This is a genomic window from Ruegeria sp. AB9, from assembly GCF_056542585.1.
Genome location: NZ_JBQGAA010000015.1, coordinates 24193 through 50452 on the forward strand (window position 1 = coordinate 24193; position 26260 = coordinate 50452).

The following is a 26260-nucleotide window of genomic DNA, read 5'->3' on the forward strand; positions in this document are numbered from 1 at the left end:
AAACAAGGTAATTTTTTTCAGAACCGCGAACGGAGGTTTTCAGCCGTTCAGAATTTCATCTGCTGTGGTTCGTATAGCATATGATCTGACAGGTTGAGACACATTGTGTAGATTGACTTCACCCAACGGCACAGCGTTGGAGCAAGCCGGTTCGATATCTTCTGAAACGACAATGCGATGCCCATGAGTCTTGCCAAATTCCCCCAAACGTGCGGCGATGTTCGCGGCCTGACCTATAACTGTGAAATCGAGGCGCTCGCGAGAGCCCACGTTTCCGTAGGTGACCCGCCCATAAGCAACGCCAATCGAACAGTCGCAATGCTCGTCTGTGCCCGCTTTGCGCAGCTCTCCCAAAGTCTCGACAATTTTGATCGCCGAGCGCTGGGCATTGGTGCGGGCCGCATTGGCATTCTCGTCAGTTGCCGGGAAAACGGCCAGAACAGCGTCACCAATGAATTTCAGAACTTCTCCGTTATTATCATGGACAATGCCCGAGACTGTTTCAAAGAACTCGTTCAGGAGATTGATGTAGTCGTTTCGGCCCAGCCTCTCTTCAAGGCTCGTTGAATTGCGAAGATCGCAGAACATGATCGCTGCGTCGATCTCGTCCCCATCACCCCGCCTGATCTCGCCCCCTAACACGCGGGCACCGGTGCGTTTTCCGACATAGGTTTCCAGCAAGACCTGCGCGTTTTCGCGCTGCATGAACACTTCGTAGAAGCGGGCAATGACAGAGGAGCATTCAAAGACCAGGCCGAGATTTTCGGTGGTAAACCCGTCCGGGTGATCGCAGGTCAGCGTTAATACGTTGGTTCGCCCATCGGAAAACGGCAAGGGCATGGCCACATAATCGGTCGCGCCCTTGGCCCGCAAATCCTCCATGATCGGGAAGCTGTTATGCGGGTTCTCATCGTTCAGTCTTTGCCGCACGCCACCCAGGCCGTTCGAAACATGCCGCAACGGGCTGTTGATGAAAGCCGGGTGATCATAGATTTCGTATGTTGGAGCCCGGGTCAGAATTTCGTCTTCATCTTTTTCCCAGATATAGTGCTTTCCTGCGATCAGGGGGTGCAGGGACCAAGCCAGGATACTCAGGCGTTGGATCGTGATACCATGCTCCAGCATTTTTTCAGCCAACGCTTTGGTAAAGCCCTCAGGCGTTGTCGCGGTCGAGGCCCCACGCATCAGCCAATCGATCAGCGGTCCGCTGATATTGCCGTCATCGGGTTCGCGAAGGACGTTTTCGCCAAGATCGATTGATGTATAGGCACCAGGTACGAACCCGATGCAGCCTTGAATGGCTGCGCTTTCAGGCAGTGCTTCTTCATAGGCCCAGACAGAATTGGCCAGGTTTTCGGAACCCAGGTTAATATCGTGGTAAGTGGCTGTGCCTTTGAATGGGCAGAATGTCTGCAGGTCTGTTTCTTCGCTAAGATCAACATGCACATCCGCGCGCGGTACGTAGATCGTGGGGGGCAGGCGCGTTTCATACATCACCTTGGCGTTGGTGCTCTCTGCCAAGAGTCTATCGTTTCGGTAAATGGCAACTCTACCATTCAGCGGTTCAACCGAGATTCCATATCCGTTGATCTTTGGTGCGGCGTGGACGTTCATATTCGACCTCCCTTGCCCAGGGTGTGTCTAGAATGGGGCCTTCCGCTCGACATTCCAAGAGGCGGAAACGGGAATTTATCCGGCGCGAACGATCACTGACCTATGTTCAGACCATCTGAATGACGTCTTTTTCGATGGATAACATATAGCCTTTTTTGGCGATGTTCTTTACCAGAAGTTCGCTGACCATCTGGTTCCCAAGAGCATCCCGCAAACGCTTTATTCGTGTTGCGCCTGCGGCTTCGTCGCAATCGGCCGCGTCGCGGCCTGAAATCATGCCCTCGATCTGAGCACCGGACAAAACCTCGTCATCCAGCCGGGATTCAGCCAGAACAGACAGGGTTTCCATAGCGGCAGGCGTCAGTTTGAAATCCATATTGTTTAGGTAGACGGTGTTTTCCTCGCGGCTGATCAGCAACGATGTCACCTGAATGCCCGTACGTTCGATCTGTGCCATGCGCCGATTCATCAGAACCAGCATCACTAAAAAGACCAGAGCAGAAATCATCATCGCGCTGGCAAAAACCAGCAGCACATAGATGACCATCCGATAACTGGACAGGGTGTCAGCAAACGCAGTGCCGGACTGGGCCAGAATTTCAAGCAACCGGATTTCGGTTTGCGAGGTCAGATCGGCCTCGACAAACAACCGTTCGACACGTGCGTTGAACGCGTTGGCGTCGGGCAGGGTCCAGAACAGGAAAACGGCGGCGGTGATCAGAATGACGACAATGGCAGCGATGCCCAGCACCACCAGTCTGACACCCGACCGGCGCGCATCAGAAACGGAGATAGAATTGTCCGGCATTGCCCTTCCTCTGCTCCAACCCTTCCGGCCCGAAAACGGACTGCACCTCAAGCAAGGTCCAGCCTGATGCGCGCAGGCGCTGGGCGATTTCTGCTCGGGCCTGGCCCTTATCGCAGTTCGAGACCTGAATGACCCCGTAATGCAGACGCAGAGGGTTGTCTTTCTTGGCCTTATAATCCGCGTAGCAATCCGCGGCGGACGCGGTAGAGCCAAGCGATATCAGGACCGCAAAGGTCAGAGAAGATAGGATCTGTTTCATAGGCCGCATCCTGCGCATGAGTTGTCGCGATATTCAATAACCCAAGGGGTTTGCGGTCCCTGATATCCAATAACACCGGGCCGTTATTGCTTGTCTGGACCAGTCGTCCCCAGTGTCAGTGCAATCAGGACGCGGTCCGTCACACGGTCGCCAAAACATTCAGAAGGACACGCCTCATGCATAAGAAATTCATCGCTTTGATCATTGCGACCGCTGTTGCCATTACCGGGGTTTCTGCTTCTCAGGCACGGGCTGCTGATGCAAAGGACATTCTTGGGGGGCTGGCGGCCATCGCGATCATCGGGGCCGGGGTTCACTATTATAACAAGGAAAAGAAAAAGGATCGGGCGGCACGCCATCAGACCTATACTCCGGCACCTTACGCTCCACAGCCGGTGCGCCCTCTGCCGCCACGTGTAGCGCGGTACGATCTACCGCAGCGCTGCCTACGCACATTCAACGGGTATTCACAGGATCACCCGTTGCTCGGGCCGCAATGCCTCAAGAAACACTACAAACACGCCAATAGCCTGCCGCAAGAGTGCAAGGTCGGTTTCTGGAACGGCCAAAAGGTAAAGCGGGCATACGAACCCGCGTGCCTGCGCCAGAAAGGATACCGTGTCGTTTATCAGTAACATCGGTTGAGCAGGAGCGGCGCCAAAGAAGCGCCGTGTGAGAGAGGGTGGTGTGGGCCGCCCTCTCTTTTTTCTTGCAGTGCTGCGTGAAACGCGGTTTTCCAAGAGCATGACAAAACCAGATTTTGAACTTGAGCAAGCGCTGTTGGAACTTGGCCATCTCCGTATCGCAGGTGTGGATGAGGTCGGGCGTGGACCGTTGGCCGGACCAGTTGTGGCCGCAGCCGTGATCCTGAACCCACAGGCCATCCCCCAAGGGCTGAACGATTCAAAAAAGCTGACCGCGAAACGCCGTGCTGCGCTGGACGCAGAGATTCGGAACAACGCTGAGTTTGCGGTGGCTGAAGCTTCGGTCGCCGAGATTGACGAGATCAACATCCTGAGGGCGTCGCATCTGGCGATGGTGCGTGCGGTCGAGACGCTGTCGCCGGCTCCTGATTTCCTGTTGATCGACGGCAATATGATTCCGCGCGGTCTGAAAATCCCGTCGCAGGCAGTCGTGAAGGGGGACGCGCGATCCGTGTCGATTTCGGCGGCTTCCATCCTTGCGAAAAACTGGCGCGATCAGATGATGGTGGATTTGGCGCAACAGCATCCGGGATATGGATGGGAAACCAACGCCGGTTATCCGTCAAAACAACACAAGGAAGCGCTGCAAAATCTCGGCGTGACCCCACACCATAGACGTTCGTTCAAACCGGTGCACAATATCTTGTATCAAGAGTAAATCGTAAGTCGCTGATTCAAAAAAGAAATTGACGGCGAATCGTCTTTGACTCATCCTTGTCTCAACCAAATGAGCGCAAAAGCGCCGTGGACACTTGAGGCAGTGATATGACGACAACCACCAAAAAGGGCGCAAAAGCGCTCCCTGTAAACACGATTCTATCCGGGGACTGCATCGATGTGATGAACAGTCTGCCCGAGGCGTCGGTTGACCTGATTTTTGCGGATCCCCCTTATAATCTGCAGTTGAAAGGTCAGTTGCATCGCCCAGACAACAGCCAGGTGGACGCGGTCGACGATCACTGGGATCAGTTTTCCAGCTTCGGAGCCTATGATCAATTCACCCGTGAGTGGCTGAAGGCGGCGCACCGTCTGCTCAAGCCGAATGGCGCAATCTGGGTAATTGGCTCTTACCACAACATTTTCCGTGTTGGCTCGGCCTTGCAGGATGCGGGATATTGGATTCTGAACGACGTTGTGTGGCGCAAATCGAATCCGATGCCGAATTTCCGGGGCAAGCGCTTTACTAACGCGCATGAGACGATGATTTGGGCGTCCAAGCGCGAAGGCGCGAAGTATACGTTCAACTATGAAGCGCTGAAGGCGTTGAACGAAGGCGTGCAGATGCGCAGTGATTGGGTGCTTCCGATTTGTACAGGTCATGAGCGCCTGAAGGACGAAAACGGTGACAAAGCACACCCGACGCAAAAGCCGGAATCGCTGTTGCACCGTGTTCTGATCGGCTCGACCAATCCGGGGGACGTGGTACTGGATCCGTTCTTTGGTACCGGAACGACCGGTGCTGTTGCCAAGATGCTCGGCCGCGAATTCATCGGCATCGAGCGCGAGGACAGCTATCGCAAGGTGGCCGAGAAACGCATCGCCAAGGTGCGCAAGTTCGACCGCGAGGCTCTGGAAGTCAGTGCCAGTAAACGCGCCGAGCCGCGTGTTCCGTTCGGCCAGCTTGTGGAGCGCGGAATGTTGCGCCCGGGCGAAGAGCTCTATTCCATGAACCAGCGTCATAAGGCCAAGGTTCGTGCCGACGGGACGCTGGTAGGCGACAACGTCAAAGGCTCGATCCATCAGGTGGGCGCGCATCTGGAAAACGCGCCGTCCTGCAATGGCTGGACGTACTGGTGCTTCAAGCGTGATGGAAAAACGGTTCCGATCGACGTTCTGCGTCAGCAGATCCGGGCCGAGATGAACTGATTTCAAGAACACCGCCGGTGCCTGTGGCCTGACACAAGGCACTACGCCTTGCCCCGCCGATCCTACGGCGGGGTCTTTTGTTTTTGGATCAACAGTGGTTGCATGTCGTTGACCCTGACACTGCAAGAAAGATCACGGCCATGACCGAGACGACCGCGCAGCCCCGCCGCAGCCTGTTTTTCACGGAACCTGACACGTTTGATCTGGACAACAAGTATACCGAGGCCGCGTTAGAGCGGCACAAGCGTGAAGGGCTGGAACTGGCCGTTCGCGCACGCTGGGTGGCTATGGCACTGACCGGGATTCTACTCATATTCCTGAACCCGCAATGGGATGTGCTGTGGTATCATTTCATCCTGCTGCTGATCTGCGCCAATGGATGGCTGATCCGCCGTGCAGGGCGGGTGGGGCAATCCCGGGTCGAGCTTCTTTTGATCTTTGTTGATCTGTTGATCATGACCCTGGGGATGATCGTACCCAACCCGTTCAGCGATGACGTCCTGCCGCTGGCCATGCAATATCGGTTTGACAACTTTCAGTACTTTTTCGTCATTCTGGCGGCTGGGACATTGGCCTATTCCTGGCGCACCGTCATTGCCATCGGCTCGTGGACGGCGATGATGTGGACGGTCGGATGGATCGTTGCCTGGTGGGTGGCAACGCCAGTTCCGGGGATCAGCGAAAAGGTCGCAGTGGCCTTGCAGGGATATCCGGATGTTGCCGCGCTGCTGGACCCGAACAGTTTCATGGCCCCTCAGCGTATCCAGCAAGTGATCGTATTCGTTATGGTCGCGGTAACGCTGGGCATCTCGATGCGGCGGCTTAATCACCTGTTGATGAGCAATGCAGGACTGGAACGGGAACGGGCCAATCTGTCACGGTATTTCTCGCCCAACGTGGTAGATGAGCTGAGCCAGAACGATGAGCCGTTGAAACAGGTCCGTAAAGAGGACGTGGCGGTTCTGTTCATTGATATTGTCGGGTTCACCAAATACGCCGCCGGACGCGATCCTTATGAAGTGATCGAGGTGTTGCGCGGGTTCCACGCCCGTATGGAAACCGAAGTATTTCGGCACCATGGAACATTGGACAAGTACTTAGGGGATGGTTTGATGGCGACCTTTGGCACTCCGGTGCCAACGCCTCTTGATGCGAGCAACGCTTTGGAGTGCGCGCGAGCGATGGTGGGCGCAATTGACCGATGGAATCTGGATCGCCGCAGGGTGGGGGAGCCCGAAATCTACATCGGAGTTGGAGTGCATTACGGTTCGGTCGTACTTGGAGATATTGGGGCCAACCGGCTGGAATTTGCGGTGATTGGTGATGCGGTCAATGTGGCGGCCAAGCTTGAAGCGCTGACGCGTGATTTCAAGGCGCGTATTATTGTCAGTGATGCTGTGCGTGCACGGGTTGCCGAAGAAAACCCGTCAATGCCGGACGCCCTGGCTGGTTTCGTCGCGTATCGGGATCAGTCTGTGCGAGGAGTCGAGGCATCGATGGATGTCTGGGTGATGAAAAGCTGAGGTCCTCCCGCCCATCAGAACAGCATCGGAGATGCCGTGCTGATGGTTGGGCCAGACAGCGCGCGGGTGCGCGCTGCGGTCACGCTTTGGGCATAGGGTTCAGAGATTTGTTATAGGGGTGCCAGTCGGTGATCTCGGGGTAATAATGGCGTCTCCACTCCCGGACGCGTGGGTTCATGACCCGTCGCCACAACGGGGGGATCATCGCGGCCACTGTCATGACGGGATACCCATAGGGCAATTGCGGGGCTGTGTCCGAGGAATGGTGTTGCAGCAGTGGAAACCGGCGGTTGGGTTTATAGTGGTGGTCCGAATGGCGCTGAAGGTTGATCAGCAACCAGTTTGAAGCTTTCTGCGAAGCATTCCAGGAATGGCGTGGCAGGACGTGCTCATACCGCCCTTCGCCCAGGTGTTTTCGTGTCAGGCCGTAATGCTCCACGTAGTTGACCAACTCGAGCTGCCAGATTGCGACACCAGCTTGCAGCAGAAACAGCGCCAGACCGGACCATCCTCCGATCAGGCCTGCCAGTGCCAGCATCCCCCCTTGCAGTGCCCAATATCGCCAGAAAGGGTTTGAACGATCTGTCCAAGGTCGGTCTTTGCGTGCAAGTTTGTCGCGCTCGGCCCTGAAGGCAGAGACCAGGCATTGCCAAAGGACGCGGGGATAGAAGCGATGGAATCCTTCATTATAGCGCGCCGTAACCGGATCGCGTGGGGTTCCCACATGGCGGTGATGAACCAACAGATGCTCGGACCGAAAATGGGAATACAATACCATGGCAAGAAGGATATCTCCCAACCAGCGTTCCCAATGACTTTTCTGGTGCATCAACTCGTGGCTGTAATTGATGCCAATCGTGCCTGAGATGACACCCATGCCAAAGAAGAGGCCAATTTCCTCCAGTGTTGACAGATGGTTGCTGTGGGTTGCGTACCAGATCAGGCCAAAAAGGGTGATGAACTGAATCGGCACCCATAGTTTAGTTAGCAAGATATACCATTGCAGAACATCATCAGGCGCATTCGGGTCTGCATTCTGCTCGTTGAGACCGGTGATCCGATCCAGAATCGCAAAGGCCCACCAGGTCGCAAACGGCACCAAAATGACCGACCAGCCACCAGTAACGGCGGTGACCCAAATCAAGGGGACCAGCAGCAGGGACACCCAGAAGGGGGACGCCGATTGCCAGCGGGACAACGTGCCTGTTGCGATCATTTTCTCTGCTCCGACTATACGGACACAGCCTAGCCATGACCCGAAGAATTGCACAGCGGACTTATTGTCCTCTCCACTGATCATAGGCCTTACGCATCACCGTTGGCAGGTCGCTGGGTTTGAAACTGTGCTTGTCCACCACTGTCAGGTGTTCGGGGATTTCCTGATTGCCGACCTCTGTGGTCCAGATCCGTAGAATCAGGTGAAAATGTGTAAACGTATGGCGCACTTCGCCCGGCAACATTTTCCAGGCCGCAGGGAACGGGGGGCGTTCGGTTGGATCATCGTTCCACTCTGATCCGGGCCAGCCCAGCATTCCACCCAACAGACCTTTGTCAGGCCGACGTTCCAGTATCATGGCTCCGTCCGCCAAACGCGCGACATACACGTGCCCATAGCGGGTTGGTTTGGGTTTTTTCGGTGTTTTTCGCGGAAGGTCGGCTTGGGTACTTGCGATACGGCTTTGGCAGGGATCACGCAGGGGGCAGATGCTGCATGCCGGTGATTTCGGTGTGCAGATGGTGGCCCCCAAGTCCATTACTGCTTGTGCGTAATCGCCGGGGCGCGTGGAAGGAGTCAGAGCTGACGCTTTTTCTTTCAGCAACGGCTTGGAGCCGGGTAAAGGGTCGTGAATGTCATAGAACCGGGTCATGACCCGTTCGACGTTTCCGTCCAGCACAGTTTCGGGCTTATCAAACGCTATGGCCGAGATCGCAGCGGCGGTATAGGGACCAATTCCGGGAAGTTTCAGCAGGGCATCAAAGGTTTCGGGAAACCGACCATCGTGATCCTGCGCGACTACACGCGCGCATTTCAACAGATTTCGGGCGCGGGCGTAATAACCAAGACCTGCCCATTCCCCCATGACTTGCTCATCCGGTGCAGCAGCCAGCGCCTGAACCGTAGACCAGCGTGTGGTGAAGCGCAGGAAATAGTCGCGCACGGCTGCCACGGTGGTCTGCTGCAACATCACTTCGGACAACCAGACACGATACGGATCGGGTCGAACCCCGGCGGAACGATCTGCCGGGCCAGTACGCCAAGGCATTTCGCGGGCGTGGCGATCATACCACTCCAATAACGCCGCACTGACGGTGAATTCAGCAGAGTCACGCAAGTTTTATTCATCTCCTTGTCGGGTTTCGCTGGAACCCGGTGTCCCGCCCAGTACAATAGCGGTGTAGGAGTTGGAAACCAGATGCAACGCAGACGTTCTTCGACCCGCGGGTTCAAACGCACCGCATCTTTGCTGAACGACCAGATCAGGCGCGCCGGGGAAAGCCGGGGGTTTGCGGTGTCGCGACTTTTGACCCATTGGGCCGAGATTGTGGGTCAGGATACCGCCGCCATCGCGCGCCCGATTAACGTGGGCTATGGCAAAGGCGGATTTGGCGCAACCCTGACCGTATTGACCACCGGGCCGCAGGCTCCGATGCTGGAAATGCAGAAGGAACAACTGCGCGGCAAGGTGAATGCGGTCTATGGCTATAATGCTATCAGCCGCGTTCGGATAACCCAGACCGCTCCGACCGGATTTGCCGAGGGGCAGGCCAGTTTCGACCACAAGCCGAAGCAAGCTAAACCCCAGATTGCACCTGACATTGCCGCCGAGGCTGACAAAGTGTCACGCGATGTAAATGATGAAGATTTGCGCGCGGCCCTTGAACGTCTCGGGCGCAACGTTTTATCCAAACAGAAACGCTGAGAAAGGGCTGAGAATGAGCCGTATTGCAACCGTAATTTGTGCGGCTGTCGCCGTAGCCGCTGGCGGCTATTGGCTGACACAGTCGAACACGAACGTAACCCTTCCGCTGGTAAGCGCCGCCGAAGCGCAAGAGGCAGACCTGGACACCTCGACGATCGTCGAAATGGTGCAAGGCGCCGAGGATGCGCCCGTCGAGGTCATCGAGTATGCGTCCTATACCTGCCCGCATTGCGCAAACTTTCACACAGGCGCATACAAACAGCTCAAGAAAGACTTCATCGACACCGGTAAGGTCAAGTTTACCTACCGTGAGGTCTATTTTGACCGCTACGGCCTTTGGGCATCAATGGTTGCACGCTGTGCCGGCCCCGAGAAATTCTTTGGTATCACCGATCTTATCTATGAAGGTCAGTCAGAATGGACACGTGCCGGTGGTCCGGCCGAGATCGTGGACGAACTGCGCAAGATCGGCCGTTTGGCCGGTATCGATGGCGACCAGCTTGAAGCCTGTCTGCAAGACGGTACCAAGGCGCGGACACTGGCTGCATGGTATCAGGAAAACGCCGAACGAGATGGCATTCAGGCGACGCCGTCATTCCTTGTGAACGGCAAGAAGGTCGACAACCAGTCCTACGCCGACTTCAAAAAGCTGATCGAAGACGAGCTGGGTGGCTAACCCTTTTCCGGTCGGTCCTGTTTGGGCCGACCGGGCCTATTTGGGTGCGGGTGCCGCGGTCAGCAGCATATCCTTGACCTTTTCTTTTTCGATGACATGCAATCGAACGGGCAGGGTGATCACTTTGCTGCGAAATGCCGAAGGCAGGCGCACGGCGTCTTTCTCGGTCGTGATCATCTGAGCGCCCAGTTGGCGCGCCTCGTTTTCCAGACGGGACATCAGGGCCTGAGTCAGGGGTTGATGATCGTCCAGGGCTTCGGCGCGGACAAGATCCACGCCCTGCTGCCGCAGTGTCTTAAAGAATTTCTCGGGATGGCCGATACCGGCAAATGCCAGTGCGCGTGTTCCGGTCCAGTCCATGCCTGTTTTCAGAGGTTCGATTGCGCCCGTGACATGGGGGATGGTCAACTTGTCACCCCACTGATCGGCGAAGCCCTGTTGCGCTGCTTCATCGCCAAGGGACAACACCAGGTCGGCCCGTCTCAGCCCTACATCGACCGGTTCCCGCAGCGGACCGGCAGGCAGACACAAGCCGTTTCCGAACCCGCGTTCAGCGTCCACAACAATGATCGAAAAATCCTTGGCAACCGAGGGATTCTGAAAGCCATCATCCAGAACAATTACCGAAGCCCCGGCTGCGGCAGCCGCGCGCGCACCTGCCGCCCGGTCTTTGGCAACCCAGACTTCGGCGAACATCGCCAGAAGCAGCGGCTCGTCTCCTACCTCGGTTGCCGTGTGCTTGGCTGGATCAACTTGCACCGGCCCCTCCAAAGAGCCTCCATGCCCCCGAGTGACGACATGTGGTTCATGCCAGCTGTTTCTGAGTTGTTCTAGTGTCCAGATCACCATGGGCGTCTTACCGGTGCCACCCGCGTTGAGGTTGCCGATACAGATCACCGGCACACCGGGCTTTTCACCGGTCTCGGCGGCGACCCTACGCGCGGTTGCTGCCGCGTAAAGGCGTCCCAGCGGTGCCAGCAGACGCGCCCTCAAACCCGGTTGGTCCGGGGGCGTGTTCCAGAAATCAGGTGCCCGCATGATCTGCACTCCGCTGATCCAGAATATCTTGCACCATTTCAATCAGGGCGTCTGCTTGTGGTGCGCCTTCGGTTAACAATTGCCATCCTGCCAACGCCATGCCGGCCGCTTGGTCGGGGGCCAGAAGCTGCACTACGGCGTCGCCCAGCTCGGTAGCAGTTTTAACCTCTTTGGCGGCTTTTGCCTGTTGCAAGCTGGAATAGAGGTCTTGATGGCGATGCACAAACGGCCCAAACATAATAGCAGACCCCAGCGCGATTGCTTCGGACGGGTCTTGGCCGCCTGCGCCACGTTCAAGCGAACTGCCCATGAAGGTCACCGCCGACATGCGATGCCACAGCCCCAGGTTTTCGGGGTCCGAGGTCAGAACGACCTGTGTAGTATCTTCGATCAGATCGCCTTCATCCCAGTTGATGCAGCGCAAGTCCATTGATTCCAATCGCCGTCTCAGCGGTGCCAGTTCCGGCTCGTTTGCGACGTGCAGCACCAGAACCAGCCGGTGCAGCATACGCAGCGCCTGACGATGGGCTGTCAAGACCGAGATGAACTCCTTGTCCTGAACCCATGCCGCCAACCAAACCGGGCGTCCGGCAAGTGTATGAGTGGTCTCAATAAGCTCGTCTTCAGGCCAGGGCCGGGGGTTGGGGCTGATCCGCAAAGGGGGTGACTCCGCGACCTTTACAGATTGCACTCCGAGACGACGGATCTGTCGTGCAGTCTCCGCGGACGGTGTGAGAATCTTGTGGAAACAGTCAAAGGTCACCCGCGTGATGTCCGGCAACCAACGCGCGCTTCTGGACAGTGCCACGCTGAACTGGGCGTCGAACAAAACCAGGGGGATCGTCTGTTCATCAGCGCGCGTGATGATGTTGGGCATCAGATCGCCACCGACCCACAACCCCATGTTCGGACGCCAGTATTCGACAAACTCGCGCGCGGCTCCGCTCTGTTCCTGTGGCAGGTTAATCAAAGGGAATTTACAATCCGGCCAGTTAGACAAGTCCTCGTCGGGTGGTGCAGTCAGCAAGAAATTCAGCTCAGCCCTGACCTGCAGCAGCCGACGGCAGAAGTCAGTCACAGCCCGCAGACGATCCGGTGTGGTAACATGAATCCACACCAACTCGCCTTCAGGGCGCGGCATGTTGGAATGTGGCCCAACCCCGTTGCGCATCCCCCATGACAGCACCCTGTAGGCGGCCAGGCTAAGTGAGCGCGGTTTGCTCATGTTCCTATTCCGGGTCCGGCCGGGTCCAGTTGCGCTGACAGTTGCTGGTGAATCGCGGTGTTGGCTGCGATCACGCCGTTCAGTCTGGGATGAGCATTGTTGAAAATCAGCTGTTGTCCCGCGCGGTCCGAACAGATGCCGCCTGCCTCGCGGATGATCAGATCGCCTGCAGCGATATCCCATTCCCAGCTGGGACGAAGGGTCAGCATCGCATCAAACCGCCCTTGCGCGACCAACGCCATGCGATAGGCAAGTGACGGGCGGTATGCGCGTTCGAACTCCGGTGCTTGCCCGTTACGCCAATGCCGTGCGTCAAGGTTCGGCTTGGCGGCCAGAACTTCCGATTGCAAAAGATCTGTCGTGTCGGAAATCGAGATCGCCTCGCCATTGAGCGTCGCACCCTCACCTTGTGCCGCCGCGTACAACAAATCCCGCATCGGCAGATAAATCACTGCCGCTGTCACCGTGCCGTTATCGGCGACAGCTATGGAATGCGCCCAGGTGCGCGCGCCTTCGGCAAAGCTGCGGGTGCCGTCAATCGGATCGATGATGAATGTTCGATTATGGTTCAGCCGGCCGGTTGAGTCCTCGGATTCCTCGCTGAGCCAGCCATAGCCCGGTCGTGCCGAACACAACCGCTTTTCCAGCATCGCGTTCACGGCCAGATCCGCCTCGGTCACAGGCCCGGCGCCGTCGGGTTTATCCCAGCGCTGTGCCTGTGTGCCGGAATAGCGCGTGGCGATCTTGCCGGCCTCCAGTGCCGCTTCGATCAGCAGGGGCAGGTCAATTGCCGGCAAGTGTCATTCCTTCGATCAGAAGCGATGGAACCACGCGCGACAGATACGGGCGTGCATCATTTGCGGGAATGATCCGGCGCAGCATGTCCCGCAGATTGCCTGCGATCGTGCATTCATTGACCGGATGTGTGATCTCGCCATTCTCGACCCAAAAACCTGATGCGCCACGGGAATAGTCACCGGTATTGGGGTTGATCGTCGATCCGATCATGGATGTGACCAGCAACCCGGTCCCCATATCGCGCAGCAAGTCCGCACGGCTTTGGTCGCCTTGTGTCAGCCTCAGGTTCCAGTTGCTGGGCGAAGGCGGGCCCGAGACGCCGCGTGCGGCGTTACCCGTGGACGCCATATCCAGTTTTCGGCCGCTTGTCAGGTCCAGCGTCCACCCTGTCAGGATGCCATTTTCCACAATCGCCCTGCGTTGTGTCGGCAAACCCTCGGCATCAAAAGGACGGGAACCCGAAATGCGCGGGCGGTGCGGATCTTCGATCAGGGACAGGTTTGAGGGCAGAATTTCCTGGCCCAGACAATCCTTGAGCCAGGATGCGCCCCGTGCGACCGCTGCACCATTGCTGGCGGCCAGGAGGTGGCCGATCAGCGAAGACGAGATTCGTTCGTCGAAGAGCACGGGGAAATTACCGGTCTCAGGTTTGCGCGCACCAACCTGTTGCACCGCGCGCTCGCCTGCTGTGCGCCCGATCTCATCCGCGCTGCGCAGATCGGATTGGAACGTCCGGCTGTCCCCGTCATAATCCCGCTCCATCCCGGTGCCTTCGCCCGAGATCGCAACGCAGGATATCGACCGGCTGCTGCGTTCATATCCGCCGGTAAATCCGTTGGTCGCAGCCAGATGCACACGGTGGGTTCCATAGCTTGCGGCCGCATCCGACACCTGGGTGACGCCGGCGACGGCCAGCGCTGCAGCTTCGGCACCCAGGGCATCCTGCATAAGGGTTTCGGCGGAAGGGGCCGGTGTAGGGTCCCACAATTCCAGTGACTGCACATCCCAGTCCGTGACCAGTTGGTCCCTGTCAGCCAGCCCGGAGAACGGATCTTCCGGGGCTTCTCTGGCCATGGCTACGGCACGTTCAGCCATAGCGTGCAGGGTTTCCGGGCGGCTGTCGGAACTGGACACAATGGCGGATTGTTGGCCCAGAAACACCCGCAATCCCAAATCGGTGCTCTCTGAGCGTTCGGCGTGTTCCAGCGCGCCGCCGCGCACTTCGACCGAGACAGAGGAGCCGTCGAGAACGATGGCATCCGCCGCCTCCGCGCCTGCCTTGCGGGCCACATCAAGCAACTGCTGGCTGATTTCTTCTGGTGTGCGGGTCATGAGGCCTCCGGGTTGATTGCCAAGGACCTAGCCTTGGACTGCCCGTCTCGCAAGACCTGTGACCAGATTGTGCGTTGAGGATCGCAGTGAACCCATGCCGTTTCAGAGGTTTGGGCAGGGGCCAGCTGGAAAGAGAAAGGGCCGCATGTTGCGCGGCCCTTTCTGTTGCTTGTCACTTAAGACGCTGACCATTCGCCAGGATCTGACCGTCTTCGGTAAACTCGATCTTCGAGTTCAGAGTGTCCGGCTCTTCGCCAGGAACCGCCATCAGACCCATCATCATACGGGCGCCCAGCGCGTCTTCGTCCGAGATGATTCCCATGCCGATCAGGGTGTCGATCAACTGGTTGGCACCAACAAGCTGCAGGTTTGCCACCCCGCTTGGGTTGGGCAGGCCATCAAACTCTTCGGTGTTCGTGTTGTCGAAAGAAAAATCACCGTCACCGGTCAGTTTGGCACCAACCAGCGAAACCAGCAGTTCGTTGATTTTCAGAGAGTGCAGTTCCCCCGGTGCTTCGTCAGATTCGACGTCGATTTCAGGATCGAAGATATTCATCAGCACTTTTGCGGTACCCGTCGCATCCAGAGCGATTGTCGCAGGATCACGCGGCAACGCGCCCGCAGGATCGAAGATGCCCCACAGTACGTCCGACATGGTGAAATCTGTCAGGTTAAGCCCAAATCCGAAGGGTTGAACCTCGTCCGATTGCTGAATCGGAAACTCGAAGTTCAGGCCCGCCTTGGCCATCGAAAGCTCGATCGGAAACGGCAGGCCTGCCGTGGTTACAGCCATTTTCGTGCTGTTTTGGTCGATATCATAGACAACCTTCTCGGCGTCGATGCTTGCGGCAAAGCGCCCGCCCTCCGACGTGCTGTTCATCGAGAACGCCTGACCCTCGCTGGTGCCGCTCAGATCAGTGCTGCCCGAGGCATAGGTAAAGGTGCCGTCAAAGGCGAAGCCAGCTTCATAGAAGGCTTCCGGATTCGAAAGGTCGAAGTCCAACGGAATCACGTTGTCGCCTTCAAATGCCAGTTGGTCCACCTGACCGTCGATCAACCCGTTTTCGCCGCTTTCAGGGTCTTGGAAGTTCAGGTTATAGCTTAGCGCGGCTGCGTTGAAAGTCTGGCTGATATTGCGATTATCGCCGATCTGCATTCGCGAGCTGCCGGACAGATCACTTGCCTCAGCATTGGCGCCAAAGACTTCATTTGGCAGAGGCTCGCCATCGACCTCAATTGAGTCCAGTTTCACGCCCAGTTTGTCAGCCGTATAGTCATAGGTCATGTCTTCAGGCGTGCCTGAAACGACCATGTTCAACTGGCTGTGGGAATATGTGACGGTGGCAGCGAATTCTTCGTCTTCCGCCTGACCGGTGACTCCCATGGGAAAGCTTTCCGGCACTCCAATGGTAACGGTTCCGTCACCATTTTCGGTCAGCGTCATCTCTGGCATGACCATCTGAAACTGCCCGTCGTCTTCGGGAAAGGCCATTGAAAGCGTCATGTTTGAAATTGTGGTGACGTCGCCTGCGGTGTTTTCGTCACCTGTGATGGTGTAACCCATAGACGTGAAATATCTTTGCCAGTCGGACCAGACATCATTAGCCGTCAGATCGGCAAACGCTCCTTGGGTGGCAACGGCATAAGCCAGGGCAGCGCCGCAACTGCGGCGAAGAAAAACGGACATAAGGTAACCCTTCTTGATCAATTTGCGGCGCATGGTCGGGTTTGCAGCCGGTGTCGTCAAGGGGGGAAGGGGTGGACCCTTTCCCCGTTTCCGCGTTACGGCTGTAGCCGACAGAAATTGCAGTGCGTGAGGAGGGGCAAATGCAGGGAAAAACTGTTCTCATAACCGGGGCCAGCCGTGGAATTGGGGCCGAGGCAGGGCGCGTTTTTGCCGCAGCTGGTGCCAATGTCGCATTGGTGGCCCGCAGCCACGATCAAATTGACGCGCTGGCCGCCGCATTGGGCGATCAGGCCATCGCACTGGCCTGTGACGTCAGCGATTTCGCGCAGGTCGAACAAGCGGTGGCCACCTGTGTTGACCGGTTCGGCAGTTTGGACGTTCTGATCGGAAACGCGGGCGTAATCGATCCGATCTTTCATCTCTCGAATGCTGATGCTGAGGCGTGGAGCAGGGCCATCGACATCAATCTAAAAGGCATTTTCTACGGGATGCGCGCGGCGTTGCCGGTAATGCGGGCCGCTGGTGGGGGGAGCATTCTCACCATCTCGTCCGGAGCAGCATCGAACCCGGTTGAAGCTTGGAGCCATTATTGCGCCTCGAAAGCCGGGGCCAAAATGCTCACGGAGTGTCTGCATCTGGAAGAGGCCCATAACGGTATTCGCGCCATGGGTCTGTCACCGGGGACGGTGGCCACCGATATGCAGCGCTCGATCAAGGCCAGTGGCATCAATCCTGTGAGTCAGCTGGATTGGGATGTTCACATCCCGGCAGACTGGCCGGCACGGGCGCTGTTGTGGATGTGCTCCGATGACGCGGATGAATTCCTGGGCACAGAAATCTCGTTGCGCCTTGACGACATCCGCAAACGAGTTGGACTGATATGATCAACTTGACTAAAGAAGACGGCCTTTGGACTGTCACGATCAACAATCCTGACAAAGCAAATGCTCTGACAGGGGCCATGCTGACAGAGCTGGCCGAGATTGCCGAGTCCGCGACCGAGGCGAAGGCGTTGATCCTGACAGGCGCAGGCAAGGTGTTCAGCGCCGGGGCTGATTTGGACGAGGCGCGCGCCGGTCTGGCGACGTCGGATATCTGGGAAAGGCTGTCTGGCGCGATCGCCGCCTTGCCCTGTCTGACGGTTGCCGCGCTGAACGGCACATTGGCAGGCGGAGCCAATGGTATGGCGCTGGCTTGCGATCTGCGCATTGCCGTGCCGTCGGCCAAGTTTTTCTATCCGGTGATGAAGTTGGGGTTTCTGCCCCAACCATCCGATCCCAAGCGGATGGCGGCTCTGGTTGGACCCGCGAGAACCAAGCTGATTCTGATGGCTGGCCAGAAGATCACCGCGCAGGAGGCGTATGAGTTTGGCTTGGTTGACCGGATCGTGGAACCGGATCACCTGATGCAAACTGCGCGCGACCTGGTGACAGACAGCGTCAACGCTGATCCCGAGATTGCTGTCGGCATAGCAAGGTTGTGTTCATGAGGCTGTCTGCGCTGCGCCTGCGGGTCTCTGACCCGGATCGGCTGGCCGCGTTTTATCGCGACGTTCTGGGCATGTCCGTGTACGTTGAAGGCTCAAATCGCCGCTTGGGCTATGAAGGCGAAGACGCAGACCTTCTGTTGATCGGAGGTGGCGGTGGCTACAACCATGACCCGGGGCAGCGATACTGGAAGATCGGAATCACTGTGCCGGATGTCGATCTTGCGGCGGCTCACCTGCGCACGCTTGGCATTCCGGTGAGCGCGCCGAACCAGTTTCTGGACATCGGCTATATGTGTCACCTGGTGGATCCCGAGGGGTTTGTCATCGAGCTGTTGCAACATGATTTCGAAGGCAACCGTCCGCCGCATGCGGCTGAGCCCGATGCACCTTTCGCACGGGCCAGGATCGGTCAGATTACCCTGCGCACCGGCGATATCGCCGCTGAAGACACCTTCTGGCGCGCACGAGGCATGTCATTGTTGTCAATGCAGGAGGTCGCCCCCTACGGCTTTGACCTGCATTTCTATGCCTTTACCGAAGAAACTCCTCCTAACGCTGATCTTTGGGCGGTTGAAAATCGCGAATGGCTTTGGAAACGTCCCTATACAACGCTGGAATTCCAGCATGTTGCAGGAGCGCAGTTCACACATGTACCGGACTATCGGGGTATTGAAGTCGAAGGTATACCCACGCCTCTGACTGATACTTTCGGCGACCCGATCCTGCCGGGCTGATCACCGCGAGCGGCGCTTGCCAGGAACTTTCGAACGAAATCCAGGCGGGCGTTTGCGGACCCAGATCAGAAATTTCTCAAGCCTTGGATGCGCGCGCAAGGCTTCGACCGTGCTGAAACTGCGTGCCAGTTCGGCTTCGGTCAGGGTGGCGTGAATCTCTTTATGGCAGATCTGATGCAGCAGTACAGTTGGTCCGCCCTTGCCTCCTTTGAGTTTTGGGATCAGATGATGCAGGCTGCCACCCCCGTCGGGGATCGGGCGGTCGCAGAGCGGGCAGATTGGATCGCTGTTCGACATGATGGCTGAAAGTGTGCGCCAATGGGCGACAAAGGCAAGAGGGTGTGAATGGCACAGGCAGTGGTGATCGGAGCAGGCCCCGCCGGATTGATGGCTGCCGAGCAACTGGCCGCAGCCGGGCATTCCGTATTGGTGGCCGAGGCCAAACCTTCGGTTGCCCGCAAGTTTCTGATGGCCGGGAAGTCGGGGCTGAACCTGACCAAGGACGAGCCGTTCGACATCCTGATCCGGTCTTATGGCCCGGCAGCGGATTGGTTGCGCCCGATCATTTCCGCCTTTGATGCTGACGCGGTTCAGCACTGGGCGCGCGGGCTGGGTCAGACGCTGTTTACCGGCTCGACGGGGCGTGTATTTCCTGAATCCATGAAGGCCTCGCCTTTATTGCGGGCCTGGCTGGCACGATTGAGTGAAGCCGGGGCCGAGGTCAAAACCCGATGGCGTTGGGCAGGCTGGGAAGGTGAAGTGCTGATGTTCGACGCTCCGGACGGGCGTCAAAGCGTGTCGGCGGATGTCACCGTACTGGCACTGGGCGGGGCGAGTTGGGCTCGCCTTGGATCGGACGGTCATTGGGCGCAGATTTTAGGTGGAAAAGGTGTGGCTCTCGCACCATTTGAACCCGCGAATTCAGCACTTTCGGTCGATTGGAGCCCACATATGCAGCCTCATTTCGGGGCTGCATTGAAAACGGTGCAATGGATGGCGGGCAATATAGAGAGCCGCGGAGAGGCTGCGATTTCGGCAACTGGTCTGGAGGGCGGCGGGCTTTACTCGCTCACGCCGGCCTTGCGCGCGGGGCAGCCTTTGTTCGTCGATCTGATGCCCGATCTGGATCGGCAGGCTCTGCTGGCGCGGTTTTCTGCGAAACGGTCGAAAACAACGCTGTCCCAATGGTTGAGAAAGTCGCTTAACCTGTCGCCCCAGAAAATCGCGTTGTTTCATGAAATGGCAAAGCGCAGCGGCCCGCTTCAATCTGCGGACGCGAGCATGTTGAAAAAGCTGCCAATCTTGCATGCTGGTCTTCGTCCGATGGATGAAGCCATTTCGACCGCAGGTGGTGTGAAACGGACAGCGCTGGATGATGGGCTGATGCTGACTGCCCTGCCGGGTGTGTTCTGCGCCGGTGAAATGTTGGATTGGGAAGCCCCAACAGGGGGATATCTTCTTACCGCGTGCCTTGCCACTGGACGATGGGCCGGTCGGTCCGCCGCGGACTGGCTGGAAAAGGCTGAATGATTTAGCGCGATCGCGCCAGCATCGCCAAACGGATCATCGCGCGTTCGACCAAGGCCATGGCTGGGGCCGTCTGACCGGCGGATCGCAGCGACAAATCGGTATCGGTCAGAACCGTCAGCGCAGTTTGCAGCTTAGGTGCCCCCCATCCCTGTGCCTGCCGCAGGATGCGGTCACGTCGTTTGCCATAAACAGGTGGGCGCAGTTTTCCGATGCCCTGCGCAGCACCACCGGGATCCGAAGCGCAGGCGTAGAGTGTCCGAAAATGCCGCGTCGCCCCGATGCAGAGTGTCACGCCATTGGTGCCTTGTGCCTGCAACCTTCGGATCAGTGGCCCGATCTCACCCGCGCGGCCTTCGGCAACGACGTTGAGAACGTCATCCAGCGCTGCTTCGGTTGAGCGCGGGGCGCAGGCTTCGATGTCTTCGACTGTCAGATCAGAGCTGTCACCACGTTTGTAAAGTGACAGTTTCTCAATGGTTTGGGCGAAATCGCCGGGGCTGAGGCTGACGGCCAATTCGCTGATGGCAGACATGACGTCACGGGGCACGTTCTTCATACCCGACGCAGTTAGAACCCGTTCCACTTCGGCGCGTGACGGAGGGTCGTCGTAAATGCCTACCGCATATGCTGCAGGGTGCCCTTCGAAGGCCTTGCGGATTTTCGAGCTGGGTTTCAGTTGCCCCGCCGTCACGATGATCTGAGCATCCCCAGGAGCCCAATCTTCAAGCGTGGTCAGAATTGCGGGCGCTGCGGTTTCAGTAACGTCTTCCACAAATACGGCGCGTGGCCCGGGAAAGAAGCCGACTGCCTTGACCGCATCCAATAGCAGAGCGGGGTCGCCACGCAGATCGCCACCCGGCAGGCGGGTCAGACGCATTTCTTCTTCGGCTCCGGGACCAAGCAGAGCGGCCAGCACTTGTTGCCGCTTGAGCGCAACGCGCATCGCATCCGCGCCATAGATCAGCAGCCCGGTCTTGTCCGCGTCCGGCTTGGCAAAATACCCATCAGCCTCGCGCGGGCTCAGTTTCATGCGGCCAGATCCGGTGTAGCGTAAAGACGATTCATGATCTGACTCGACAGAATCACCATCAAACGCTTCTTGGCGTCGCGCTCATCCGCCAATGTGGAAACGGTGGACCCTGCAGCAGAATAAGACACAAAGTCTGCAACCGTGCCCGAGGCCACGATCTGACCGGTTTCGTTGGACCGCAGGGAATACTGAGACCGTCCGTCAATTGTGTAGCGTTGCGTTTCATTTGTCGTGGTGATCGCTGCGCCACGTGTCACTGTCGAAACCTGAACATCCAGCTTGTATGCGCTGGCCGATCCTGCGCTTCGGCCCAGTTGTTGTTCCAGATTTTGAACCAACAGGTAGCTGTCTACGGTGTTAGGGGCGGATACCTCGACCCGGCCGTATAAGGCCGAACCCGATCCGCCAGGGGTGTATACGGGCTCAAAGCCGCAGGCGGCCAGCGCCAGCGGCATCAGCATAAAAGTTCTGCGATCAAACGACGACATTCACAATCCGGCCCGGAACTACGATCACTTTTTTGGGCGCGTTGCCATTCAGCGCCTTTCGGACAGCTTCGGTGCTGAGCGCGATTTTTTCAACCTCGACCTTGTCCAGATCTTTGGCCACGCTGATTTCCGCGCGGCGCTTGCCGTTGATCTGAATCGGCAAGGTGACGGTGTCATCAACCAGCATTGCCTCATCCGCGACCGGCCACGGAGCGACGGCCACCAGACCTTCGCCGCCCTGATGTGCCCAGATATCTTCGGCCAGGTGTGGCGTCATCGGCGACATTAGCTGTGCCAGTGTTTTGATCGCCTGCTTCTGGGCGGTCGCGCCTGCCTTGGATTTTGCCAGCGTATTGGTAAAGGCATAAAGCTTGGCGATGGCTGCGTTGAAGCCAAAGCTCTCTACGCCGAGTGTCACATCGCGGATGGTTTTGTGCATCTCGCGCAGCAGCTCCTGATCCCCTTCGCCCGTGGCGCCCGGGTCCATGGCACCGATCTTGTCGCAGAGGTTCCAGACACGGTTAAGGTGCTTGTAAGCGGCTTCGGCGCCCGCTGCCGTCCATTCCACGTCGCGTTCGGGGGGGGAATCGGACAGCACGAACCAACGCGCGGTGTCAGCGCCAAAGGCCGAGATGATGCTGACCGGGTCGACCACGTTTTTCTTGGATTTCGACATTTTGGCCGATGGGATGATCTCGACCTCAGTGCCGTCGGCCAGTTTACCGTCTGTAACATCCTCGGGCAGGTGATAGACCGGGCGACCGTTGGTATCTCGGGTTTGGTAGATCTCGTGCGTGACCATACCCTGAGTGAACAGCGCGTCGAACGGTTCGATGGCTTTTTTCGGCAGATGCCCGGTGATGTTCATCGCGCGGGCAAAGAAACGCGAATAGAGCAGATGTAGAATCGCATGCTCGATTCCGCCGATATACTGGTCGACATTCATCCAGTATTCAGCTTCGGCCAGATTGGTGGGCGTTTCAGCTCGCGGCGCAGTGAACCGGGCGAAATACCACGACGAATCGACAAACGTGTCCATCGTGTCGGTCTCACGCTTGGCCGGAGCGCCACAGTTTGGGCAGGCGCAATCGCGCCAGGTCGGGTGGCGATCCAGCGGATTGCCCGGTTTGTCGAACGTGACATCGTCGGGCAGACGGACCGGCAGGTTCTCTTTTTTCTCGGGCACCACGCCGCAGGATTCGCAATGCACCACGGGAATCGGGCAACCCCAGTACCGCTGACGACTCAGGCCCCAATCACGCAAACGGTATTTGGTGACACCTTCGCCCCAGCCTGCCTTTTCAGCGAAATCGACGGTGGCGTTGATCGCCTCATCCCCGGTGGCCTCGGTCAGGCCCGCGAAATGGTTCACCCAGCGGACTTTTTCAGTCTTCGGCGGAACAAAGGCGATCTTGTCGACCGGACTATCGTCATCCAGTGCGAAGAAGGTATCGACCACGGGCAGGCCGTATTTGCGGCAGAAATCAAGGTCACGCTGGTCATGCGCCGGGCAGGCGAAGATCGCGCCGGTGCCGTAATCCATCAGGATGAAGTTGGCGATCCAGACCGGCAGTTCCCAGTTCGGATCCAGTGGGTGCTTGACCTTTATGCCGGTGTCATAACCCAGCTTTTCTGCAGTCTCGATGGCTTCTTCCGTGGTGCCGCCCTTGCGGCATTCCGCAACAAATTCAGCAACTTCTGGATTTTCAGCCTCAAGTTGCTTGGCAATCGGATGGTCCGGCGAGATACCAATGAAGGATGCGCCCAGCAGCGTATCGGGGCGAGTCGTATAGACGGTGATCGGCGCACCGCCATCGGTGCGCTCGAACCCGAATTGCAGGCCGCGCGACTTGCCGATCCAGTTTTCCTGCATCAGACGCACCTTGGCGGGCCAGTTGTCCAGCGTGTCCAGAGCATCCAGCAGTTCTTCGGAATAATCCGAGATCTTGAAGAACCATTGCGTCAGCTCGCGCCGCTCCACCAGCGCGCCCGAACGCCAGCCGCGCCCGTTTTCCACCTGTTCATTGGCCAGGACGGTCATATCGACCGGATCCCAGTTCACCACGGCGTTCTTGCGGTAAACCAGCCCGGCTTCCAGCATATCCAGAAACAGCGCCTGCTGTTGGCCATAATACTCAGGGTCACATGTAGCGAATTCGCGAGACCAGTCGATCGACAGGCCCAAGGGCTTCATTTGCCCGCGCATGTCCGCGATATTGCCGTAGGTCCAGTCTTTCGGGTGACCGCCTATCGCCATCGCAGCGTTTTCCGCAGGCATACCGAATGCATCCCAGCCCATCGGGTGCAGAACGTTATGGCCAGTCGACAGCTTGTGTCGCGCGATCACGTCGCCCATCGTATAGTTGCGCACATGCCCCATATGGATTCGGCCAGACGGGTAGGGGAACATCTCAAGCACATAATATTTCGGCTTGTCCGCCTTGTGGTTGGCGGTGAAGATTCCTGCCTTGTCCCAGGCCTCTTGCCATTTTGCTTCGATTTCGGTGGCCGAATAGCGCGACATTGTGCGGTCCTTCGTGAATGAAAACGCCGGGTAGGAACCCGGCGTGGTATTAGTGTGATTTTCGGCGGGTTGCTAGAACTTGTTGTCCGCAATGCGTAGCTGGCGGGCACGGGAGAGAATCGCATCCTCGACAGCGCGAGTTGTTGCCGCGCTCACCGGGGCACCCCCACTGGATTGCAGAGCGACAGACAAAGATCGGGCGGCAAGCGCCGGATCACTGATGTGTACCGTCGCCCTGTATGACCGTCCCCCGCCCGGAGGGGTGCCGTAACCCGTTACGATTACTCCGGTAAACGGATCAACCTCCTGCACAGGCAGGAAGTTCAGCACATCCAGTGAAGCCGCCCACAGATACCGGTTTACATTTGTGGTCTGCTCGGCCGTGCTGCGGTCAAAAATGTCCCATAACGTTGAACGTTCCGGATCGTTCAATTCGCGTTCATCGGAATTGCCGCTGGCGGGGTTGGGAGAATAAGTTGTCGAAGTGCTTCGATTCTGCCCGCATGCCGCAATAGTGGTGGTCAGCATGATTAATCCCAAAATCGTAGGCAGGCGCATTGTCAGCAGGTCCTGTTTCACTTGTTGTGCAGTATTCAGGGGATACTCCTAGCCAAGGACCCCCGCTGCAACAAGCCTATTCTTCTGAAATGTAAGTGTATCGCTTGCATCCGGGTGAAAAGGAACTGTGGCATCCTTGCACCAATCTGACCCCAATGAGGTGACCGGGTTTATGCCAAGCTTGCGTAACGGGGGCAAAAAGAGCGAAACGGTGTCCGTGCTGAGACATATGCCGAGGCATGTGTCGAGTAGATAACATTTTTGAAACCGAGGGAAACAAGATGAAAAAAGTTCTCTTCGCAACTACGGCGCTGATTGCGACCGCAGGCGTTGCAGCAGCTGAAGTTAACTTCAGCGGTTATGGCCGTTTTGGTATCGGCTACGTTGAAGATCGCAGCGGCGATATCGATCAGATCAACGTTCGCACCGGTGTAACCACCACAACCGTGGACGGCGCAGTTGTAACCGGTCAGACAGTAACCACAACCGGTACTGTTGCAGCTGGTTCGACCGACGACGCTATCCTGGTTTCTCGCTTCCGTCTGAACATCGACGGCATCGTTGAAACCGACTCCGGCGTTCGCTTTGAAGGTCGTGTTCGTCTGCAAGCTGACGAAGATTCGGACAACGGCGAAGCAAACTCCGCTGGCCTGAACGGCGCACGCTTCTCGGTCATCTACGGTGGTCTGCGTGTCGACGCCGGTAACGTTGCAGGTTCGTTCGACAACCTTGCAAACTACTACGGCAACGAAGTTGGTCTGGAACTGTTCGCAGGTCAGTACTCGGGCGTTGACTATGACTTCCTGGCATACTCGTCGACCGGTTCGGGCGCGAACGCAGTATTCTTCCAGTACTCCGTTGGCGACTTCTCGTTCGGCGCGTCGTACGACCAGGTAGACGTTGCAGCTACCCTTAACGGTGGTGCGCCTGTTCGTCTTGACGCGGACCGCTGGGACATCAGCGCAACCTACACCTTCAACAACATCACTGCCGCTCTGGCCTATGGTCAGACCGACTCGGGTGTTTCCGGTGTTAGCGATCCGAGCCTGACCGTTCTGACCCTGGGTGGCGAATGGGGTGACTTCTCGGGTACTCTGTTCGTTGCTGACGACGCAACTGAAGTTGCTGCGACCGACGGTACTGCATGGGGTCTGTCGGCTGCCTACAACCTGGGCGCTGCAACCACCCTGCTGTTCACCTACGGTGACGGTAACGCTGACCGCGACACGCAGCAGGTCGCAATTGGTGCCATCTACGACCTGGGCGGCGGTGCATCGCTGCGCGGTGGTATCGGTGTCAACGACTGTGACGTTTGCGACTCGCAGACTGTTGCTGACTTCGGTGCTCAGTTCAACTTCTAAGCTGATCTGAACCGTAAGGTTTTAGGGCGGGTCTTCGGACTCGCCCTTTTCTTTTGTGGCGACTTGGTGTTTTTCTGCGCCAAAGACAGATTGAG

At 57.6% G+C, this 26260-nt stretch carries 26 protein-coding genes; 11 read left to right on the plus strand and 15 right to left on the minus strand.

Translation table 11 applies throughout. The annotated features are described in order from the left end of the window. Window positions 1–39: 39 nt before the first annotated feature. From ACR0K5_RS21010 to ACR0K5_RS21020, 3 genes are all read right to left on the minus strand, one after another. On the minus strand, window positions 40–1614 hold the full coding sequence (locus ACR0K5_RS21010) for a DUF427 domain-containing protein (protein ID WP_480631498.1): 1575 nt from the start codon (window positions 1612–1614) through the stop codon (window positions 40–42). 106 nt (window positions 1615–1720) lie between these two features. Beyond that, a complete protein-coding gene (locus ACR0K5_RS21015) occupies window positions 1721–2422 on the minus strand; it encodes a winged helix-turn-helix domain-containing protein (protein WP_480631499.1) in 702 nt (233 codons plus the stop codon). Continuing rightward, on the minus strand, window positions 2394–2681 hold the full coding sequence (locus tag ACR0K5_RS21020) for a hypothetical protein (protein ID WP_480631500.1): 288 nt from the start codon (window positions 2679–2681) through the stop codon (window positions 2394–2396). The genes ACR0K5_RS21015 and ACR0K5_RS21020 overlap by 29 nt, the downstream gene beginning before the upstream one ends. Window positions 2682–2857: 176 nt before the next feature. Between ACR0K5_RS21020 and ACR0K5_RS21025 the strand changes: the two genes are divergently transcribed. The 4 genes from ACR0K5_RS21025 (at window position 2858) to ACR0K5_RS21040 (ending at window position 6774) form a co-directional block, all read left to right on the plus strand. After that, window positions 2858–3316: a hypothetical protein gene (locus ACR0K5_RS21025; protein ID WP_480631501.1), complete on the plus strand. Its 459-nt coding sequence runs from the start codon at window positions 2858–2860 to the stop codon at window positions 3314–3316. Between the two features lie 109 nt (window positions 3317–3425). Beyond that, window positions 3426–4043 carry a ribonuclease HII gene (locus ACR0K5_RS21030; RefSeq protein ID WP_480631502.1) on the plus strand — a complete coding sequence of 206 codons (618 nt, stop codon included), beginning with the start codon at window positions 3426–3428 and terminating at the stop codon, window positions 4041–4043. 107 nt (window positions 4044–4150) lie between these two features. Then, a complete protein-coding gene (locus tag ACR0K5_RS21035) occupies window positions 4151–5251 on the plus strand; it encodes a DNA methyltransferase (protein ID WP_480631503.1) in 1101 nt (366 codons plus the stop codon). A gap of 140 nt (window positions 5252–5391) precedes the next feature. Next, complete coding sequence (locus ACR0K5_RS21040; protein ID WP_480631504.1) at window positions 5392–6774, plus strand: adenylate/guanylate cyclase domain-containing protein; 1383 nt, start codon at window positions 5392–5394, stop codon at window positions 6772–6774. Between the two features lie 79 nt (window positions 6775–6853). Here ACR0K5_RS21040 and ACR0K5_RS21045 read toward each other — a convergent pair whose 3' ends face one another. Together ACR0K5_RS21045 and mutY are read right to left on the minus strand one after the other, a co-directional pair. Next, the gene (locus tag ACR0K5_RS21045; protein ID WP_480631505.1) at window positions 6854–7990 is read right to left on the minus strand and encodes an alkane 1-monooxygenase; all 1137 of its coding nucleotides are present in this window, start codon (window positions 7988–7990) and stop codon (window positions 6854–6856) included. A gap of 61 nt (window positions 7991–8051) precedes the next feature. After that, on the minus strand, window positions 8052–9107 hold the full coding sequence (gene mutY / locus ACR0K5_RS21050) for an A/G-specific adenine glycosylase (protein ID WP_480631506.1): 1056 nt from the start codon (window positions 9105–9107) through the stop codon (window positions 8052–8054). Window positions 9108–9188: 81 nt separating this feature from the next. Here mutY and ACR0K5_RS21055 point away from each other — a divergent pair, with 81 nt between their 5' ends. Both ACR0K5_RS21055 and ACR0K5_RS21060 read left to right on the plus strand, forming a co-directional pair. Further along, window positions 9189–9695 (plus strand): DUF721 domain-containing protein, encoded by a 507-nt coding sequence (locus ACR0K5_RS21055; RefSeq protein ID WP_480631507.1) that lies wholly within the window; start codon window positions 9189–9191, stop codon window positions 9693–9695. 13 nt (window positions 9696–9708) lie between these two features. Beyond that, entirely contained in the window at window positions 9709–10371 is a 663-nt protein-coding gene (locus ACR0K5_RS21060; protein ID WP_480631508.1) for a DsbA family protein, read from the plus strand. 36 nt (window positions 10372–10407) lie between these two features. On the opposite strand, the gene lpxK is transcribed toward ACR0K5_RS21060, so the two are convergent. The 5 genes from lpxK to ACR0K5_RS21085 all read right to left on the minus strand — a co-directional run bounded on the left by lpxK (window position 10408) and on the right by ACR0K5_RS21085 (window position 16451). Beyond that, on the minus strand, window positions 10408–11409 hold the full coding sequence (gene lpxK / locus ACR0K5_RS21065; protein ID WP_480631509.1) for a tetraacyldisaccharide 4'-kinase: 1002 nt from the start codon (window positions 11407–11409) through the stop codon (window positions 10408–10410). Beyond that, complete coding sequence (locus ACR0K5_RS21070) at window positions 11396–12634, minus strand: 3-deoxy-D-manno-octulosonic acid transferase (RefSeq protein WP_480631510.1); 1239 nt, start codon at window positions 12632–12634, stop codon at window positions 11396–11398. The genes lpxK and ACR0K5_RS21070 overlap by 14 nt, the downstream gene beginning before the upstream one ends. Beyond that, on the minus strand, window positions 12631–13431 hold the full coding sequence (locus ACR0K5_RS21075) for an inositol monophosphatase family protein (protein WP_480631511.1): 801 nt from the start codon (window positions 13429–13431) through the stop codon (window positions 12631–12633). Before ACR0K5_RS21075 ends, ACR0K5_RS21070 begins: the two co-directional genes overlap by 4 nt. Beyond that, window positions 13418–14764 (minus strand): TldD/PmbA family protein, encoded by a 1347-nt coding sequence (locus ACR0K5_RS21080; RefSeq protein WP_480631512.1) that lies wholly within the window; start codon window positions 14762–14764, stop codon window positions 13418–13420. Before ACR0K5_RS21080 ends, ACR0K5_RS21075 begins: the two co-directional genes overlap by 14 nt. Window positions 14765–14936: 172 nt before the next feature. Beyond that, window positions 14937–16451 (minus strand): DUF2125 domain-containing protein, encoded by a 1515-nt coding sequence (locus ACR0K5_RS21085; protein ID WP_480631513.1) that lies wholly within the window; start codon window positions 16449–16451, stop codon window positions 14937–14939. Between the two features lie 140 nt (window positions 16452–16591). Between ACR0K5_RS21085 and ACR0K5_RS21090 the strand changes: the two genes are divergently transcribed. The 3 genes from ACR0K5_RS21090 to ACR0K5_RS21100 are packed head-to-tail and all read left to right on the plus strand — an operon-like array spanning window position 16592 to window position 18674. Next, a complete protein-coding gene (locus ACR0K5_RS21090) occupies window positions 16592–17335 on the plus strand; it encodes an SDR family oxidoreductase (RefSeq protein ID WP_480631514.1) in 744 nt (247 codons plus the stop codon). Continuing rightward, on the plus strand, window positions 17332–17940 hold the full coding sequence (locus ACR0K5_RS21095) for an enoyl-CoA hydratase/isomerase family protein (protein WP_480631515.1): 609 nt from the start codon (window positions 17332–17334) through the stop codon (window positions 17938–17940). The genes ACR0K5_RS21090 and ACR0K5_RS21095 overlap by 4 nt, the downstream gene beginning before the upstream one ends. Further along, the gene (locus ACR0K5_RS21100; protein ID WP_480631516.1) at window positions 17937–18674 is read left to right on the plus strand and encodes a VOC family protein; all 738 of its coding nucleotides are present in this window, start codon (window positions 17937–17939) and stop codon (window positions 18672–18674) included. The genes ACR0K5_RS21095 and ACR0K5_RS21100 overlap by 4 nt, the downstream gene beginning before the upstream one ends. Here the strand turns inward: ACR0K5_RS21100 and ACR0K5_RS21105 are convergent, their stop codons facing one another. Next, window positions 18675–18971: an HNH endonuclease gene (locus ACR0K5_RS21105; RefSeq protein ID WP_480631517.1), complete on the minus strand. Its 297-nt coding sequence runs from the start codon at window positions 18969–18971 to the stop codon at window positions 18675–18677. A gap of 48 nt (window positions 18972–19019) precedes the next feature. Between ACR0K5_RS21105 and ACR0K5_RS21110 the strand changes: the two genes are divergently transcribed. Next, the gene (locus tag ACR0K5_RS21110) at window positions 19020–20204 is read left to right on the plus strand and encodes a TIGR03862 family flavoprotein (RefSeq protein WP_480631518.1); all 1185 of its coding nucleotides are present in this window, start codon (window positions 19020–19022) and stop codon (window positions 20202–20204) included. 1 nt (window position 20205) lies between these two features. On the opposite strand, the gene holA is transcribed toward ACR0K5_RS21110, so the two are convergent. The 4 genes from holA to ACR0K5_RS21130 form a co-directional block, all read right to left on the minus strand. Continuing rightward, the gene (gene holA / locus ACR0K5_RS21115; RefSeq protein WP_480631519.1) at window positions 20206–21234 is read right to left on the minus strand and encodes a DNA polymerase III subunit delta; all 1029 of its coding nucleotides are present in this window, start codon (window positions 21232–21234) and stop codon (window positions 20206–20208) included. Then, a complete protein-coding gene (gene lptE / locus ACR0K5_RS21120; RefSeq protein WP_480631520.1) occupies window positions 21231–21722 on the minus strand; it encodes an LPS assembly lipoprotein LptE in 492 nt (163 codons plus the stop codon). The genes holA and lptE overlap by 4 nt, the downstream gene beginning before the upstream one ends. Continuing rightward, window positions 21709–24246, minus strand: a complete 2538-nt coding sequence (leuS, locus tag ACR0K5_RS21125) for a leucine--tRNA ligase (protein ID WP_480631521.1) — start codon at window positions 24244–24246, stop codon at window positions 21709–21711. The genes lptE and leuS overlap by 14 nt, the downstream gene beginning before the upstream one ends. A gap of 72 nt (window positions 24247–24318) precedes the next feature. Then, window positions 24319–24804 carry a DUF3576 domain-containing protein gene (locus ACR0K5_RS21130; RefSeq protein ID WP_480631571.1) on the minus strand — a complete coding sequence of 162 codons (486 nt, stop codon included), beginning with the start codon at window positions 24802–24804 and terminating at the stop codon, window positions 24319–24321. 281 nt (window positions 24805–25085) lie between these two features. On the opposite strand from ACR0K5_RS21130, the gene ACR0K5_RS21135 reads away from it, so the two are divergent. Further along, on the plus strand, window positions 25086–26165 hold the full coding sequence (locus tag ACR0K5_RS21135) for a porin (protein WP_480631522.1): 1080 nt from the start codon (window positions 25086–25088) through the stop codon (window positions 26163–26165). Window positions 26166–26260: the final 95 nt, after the last annotated feature.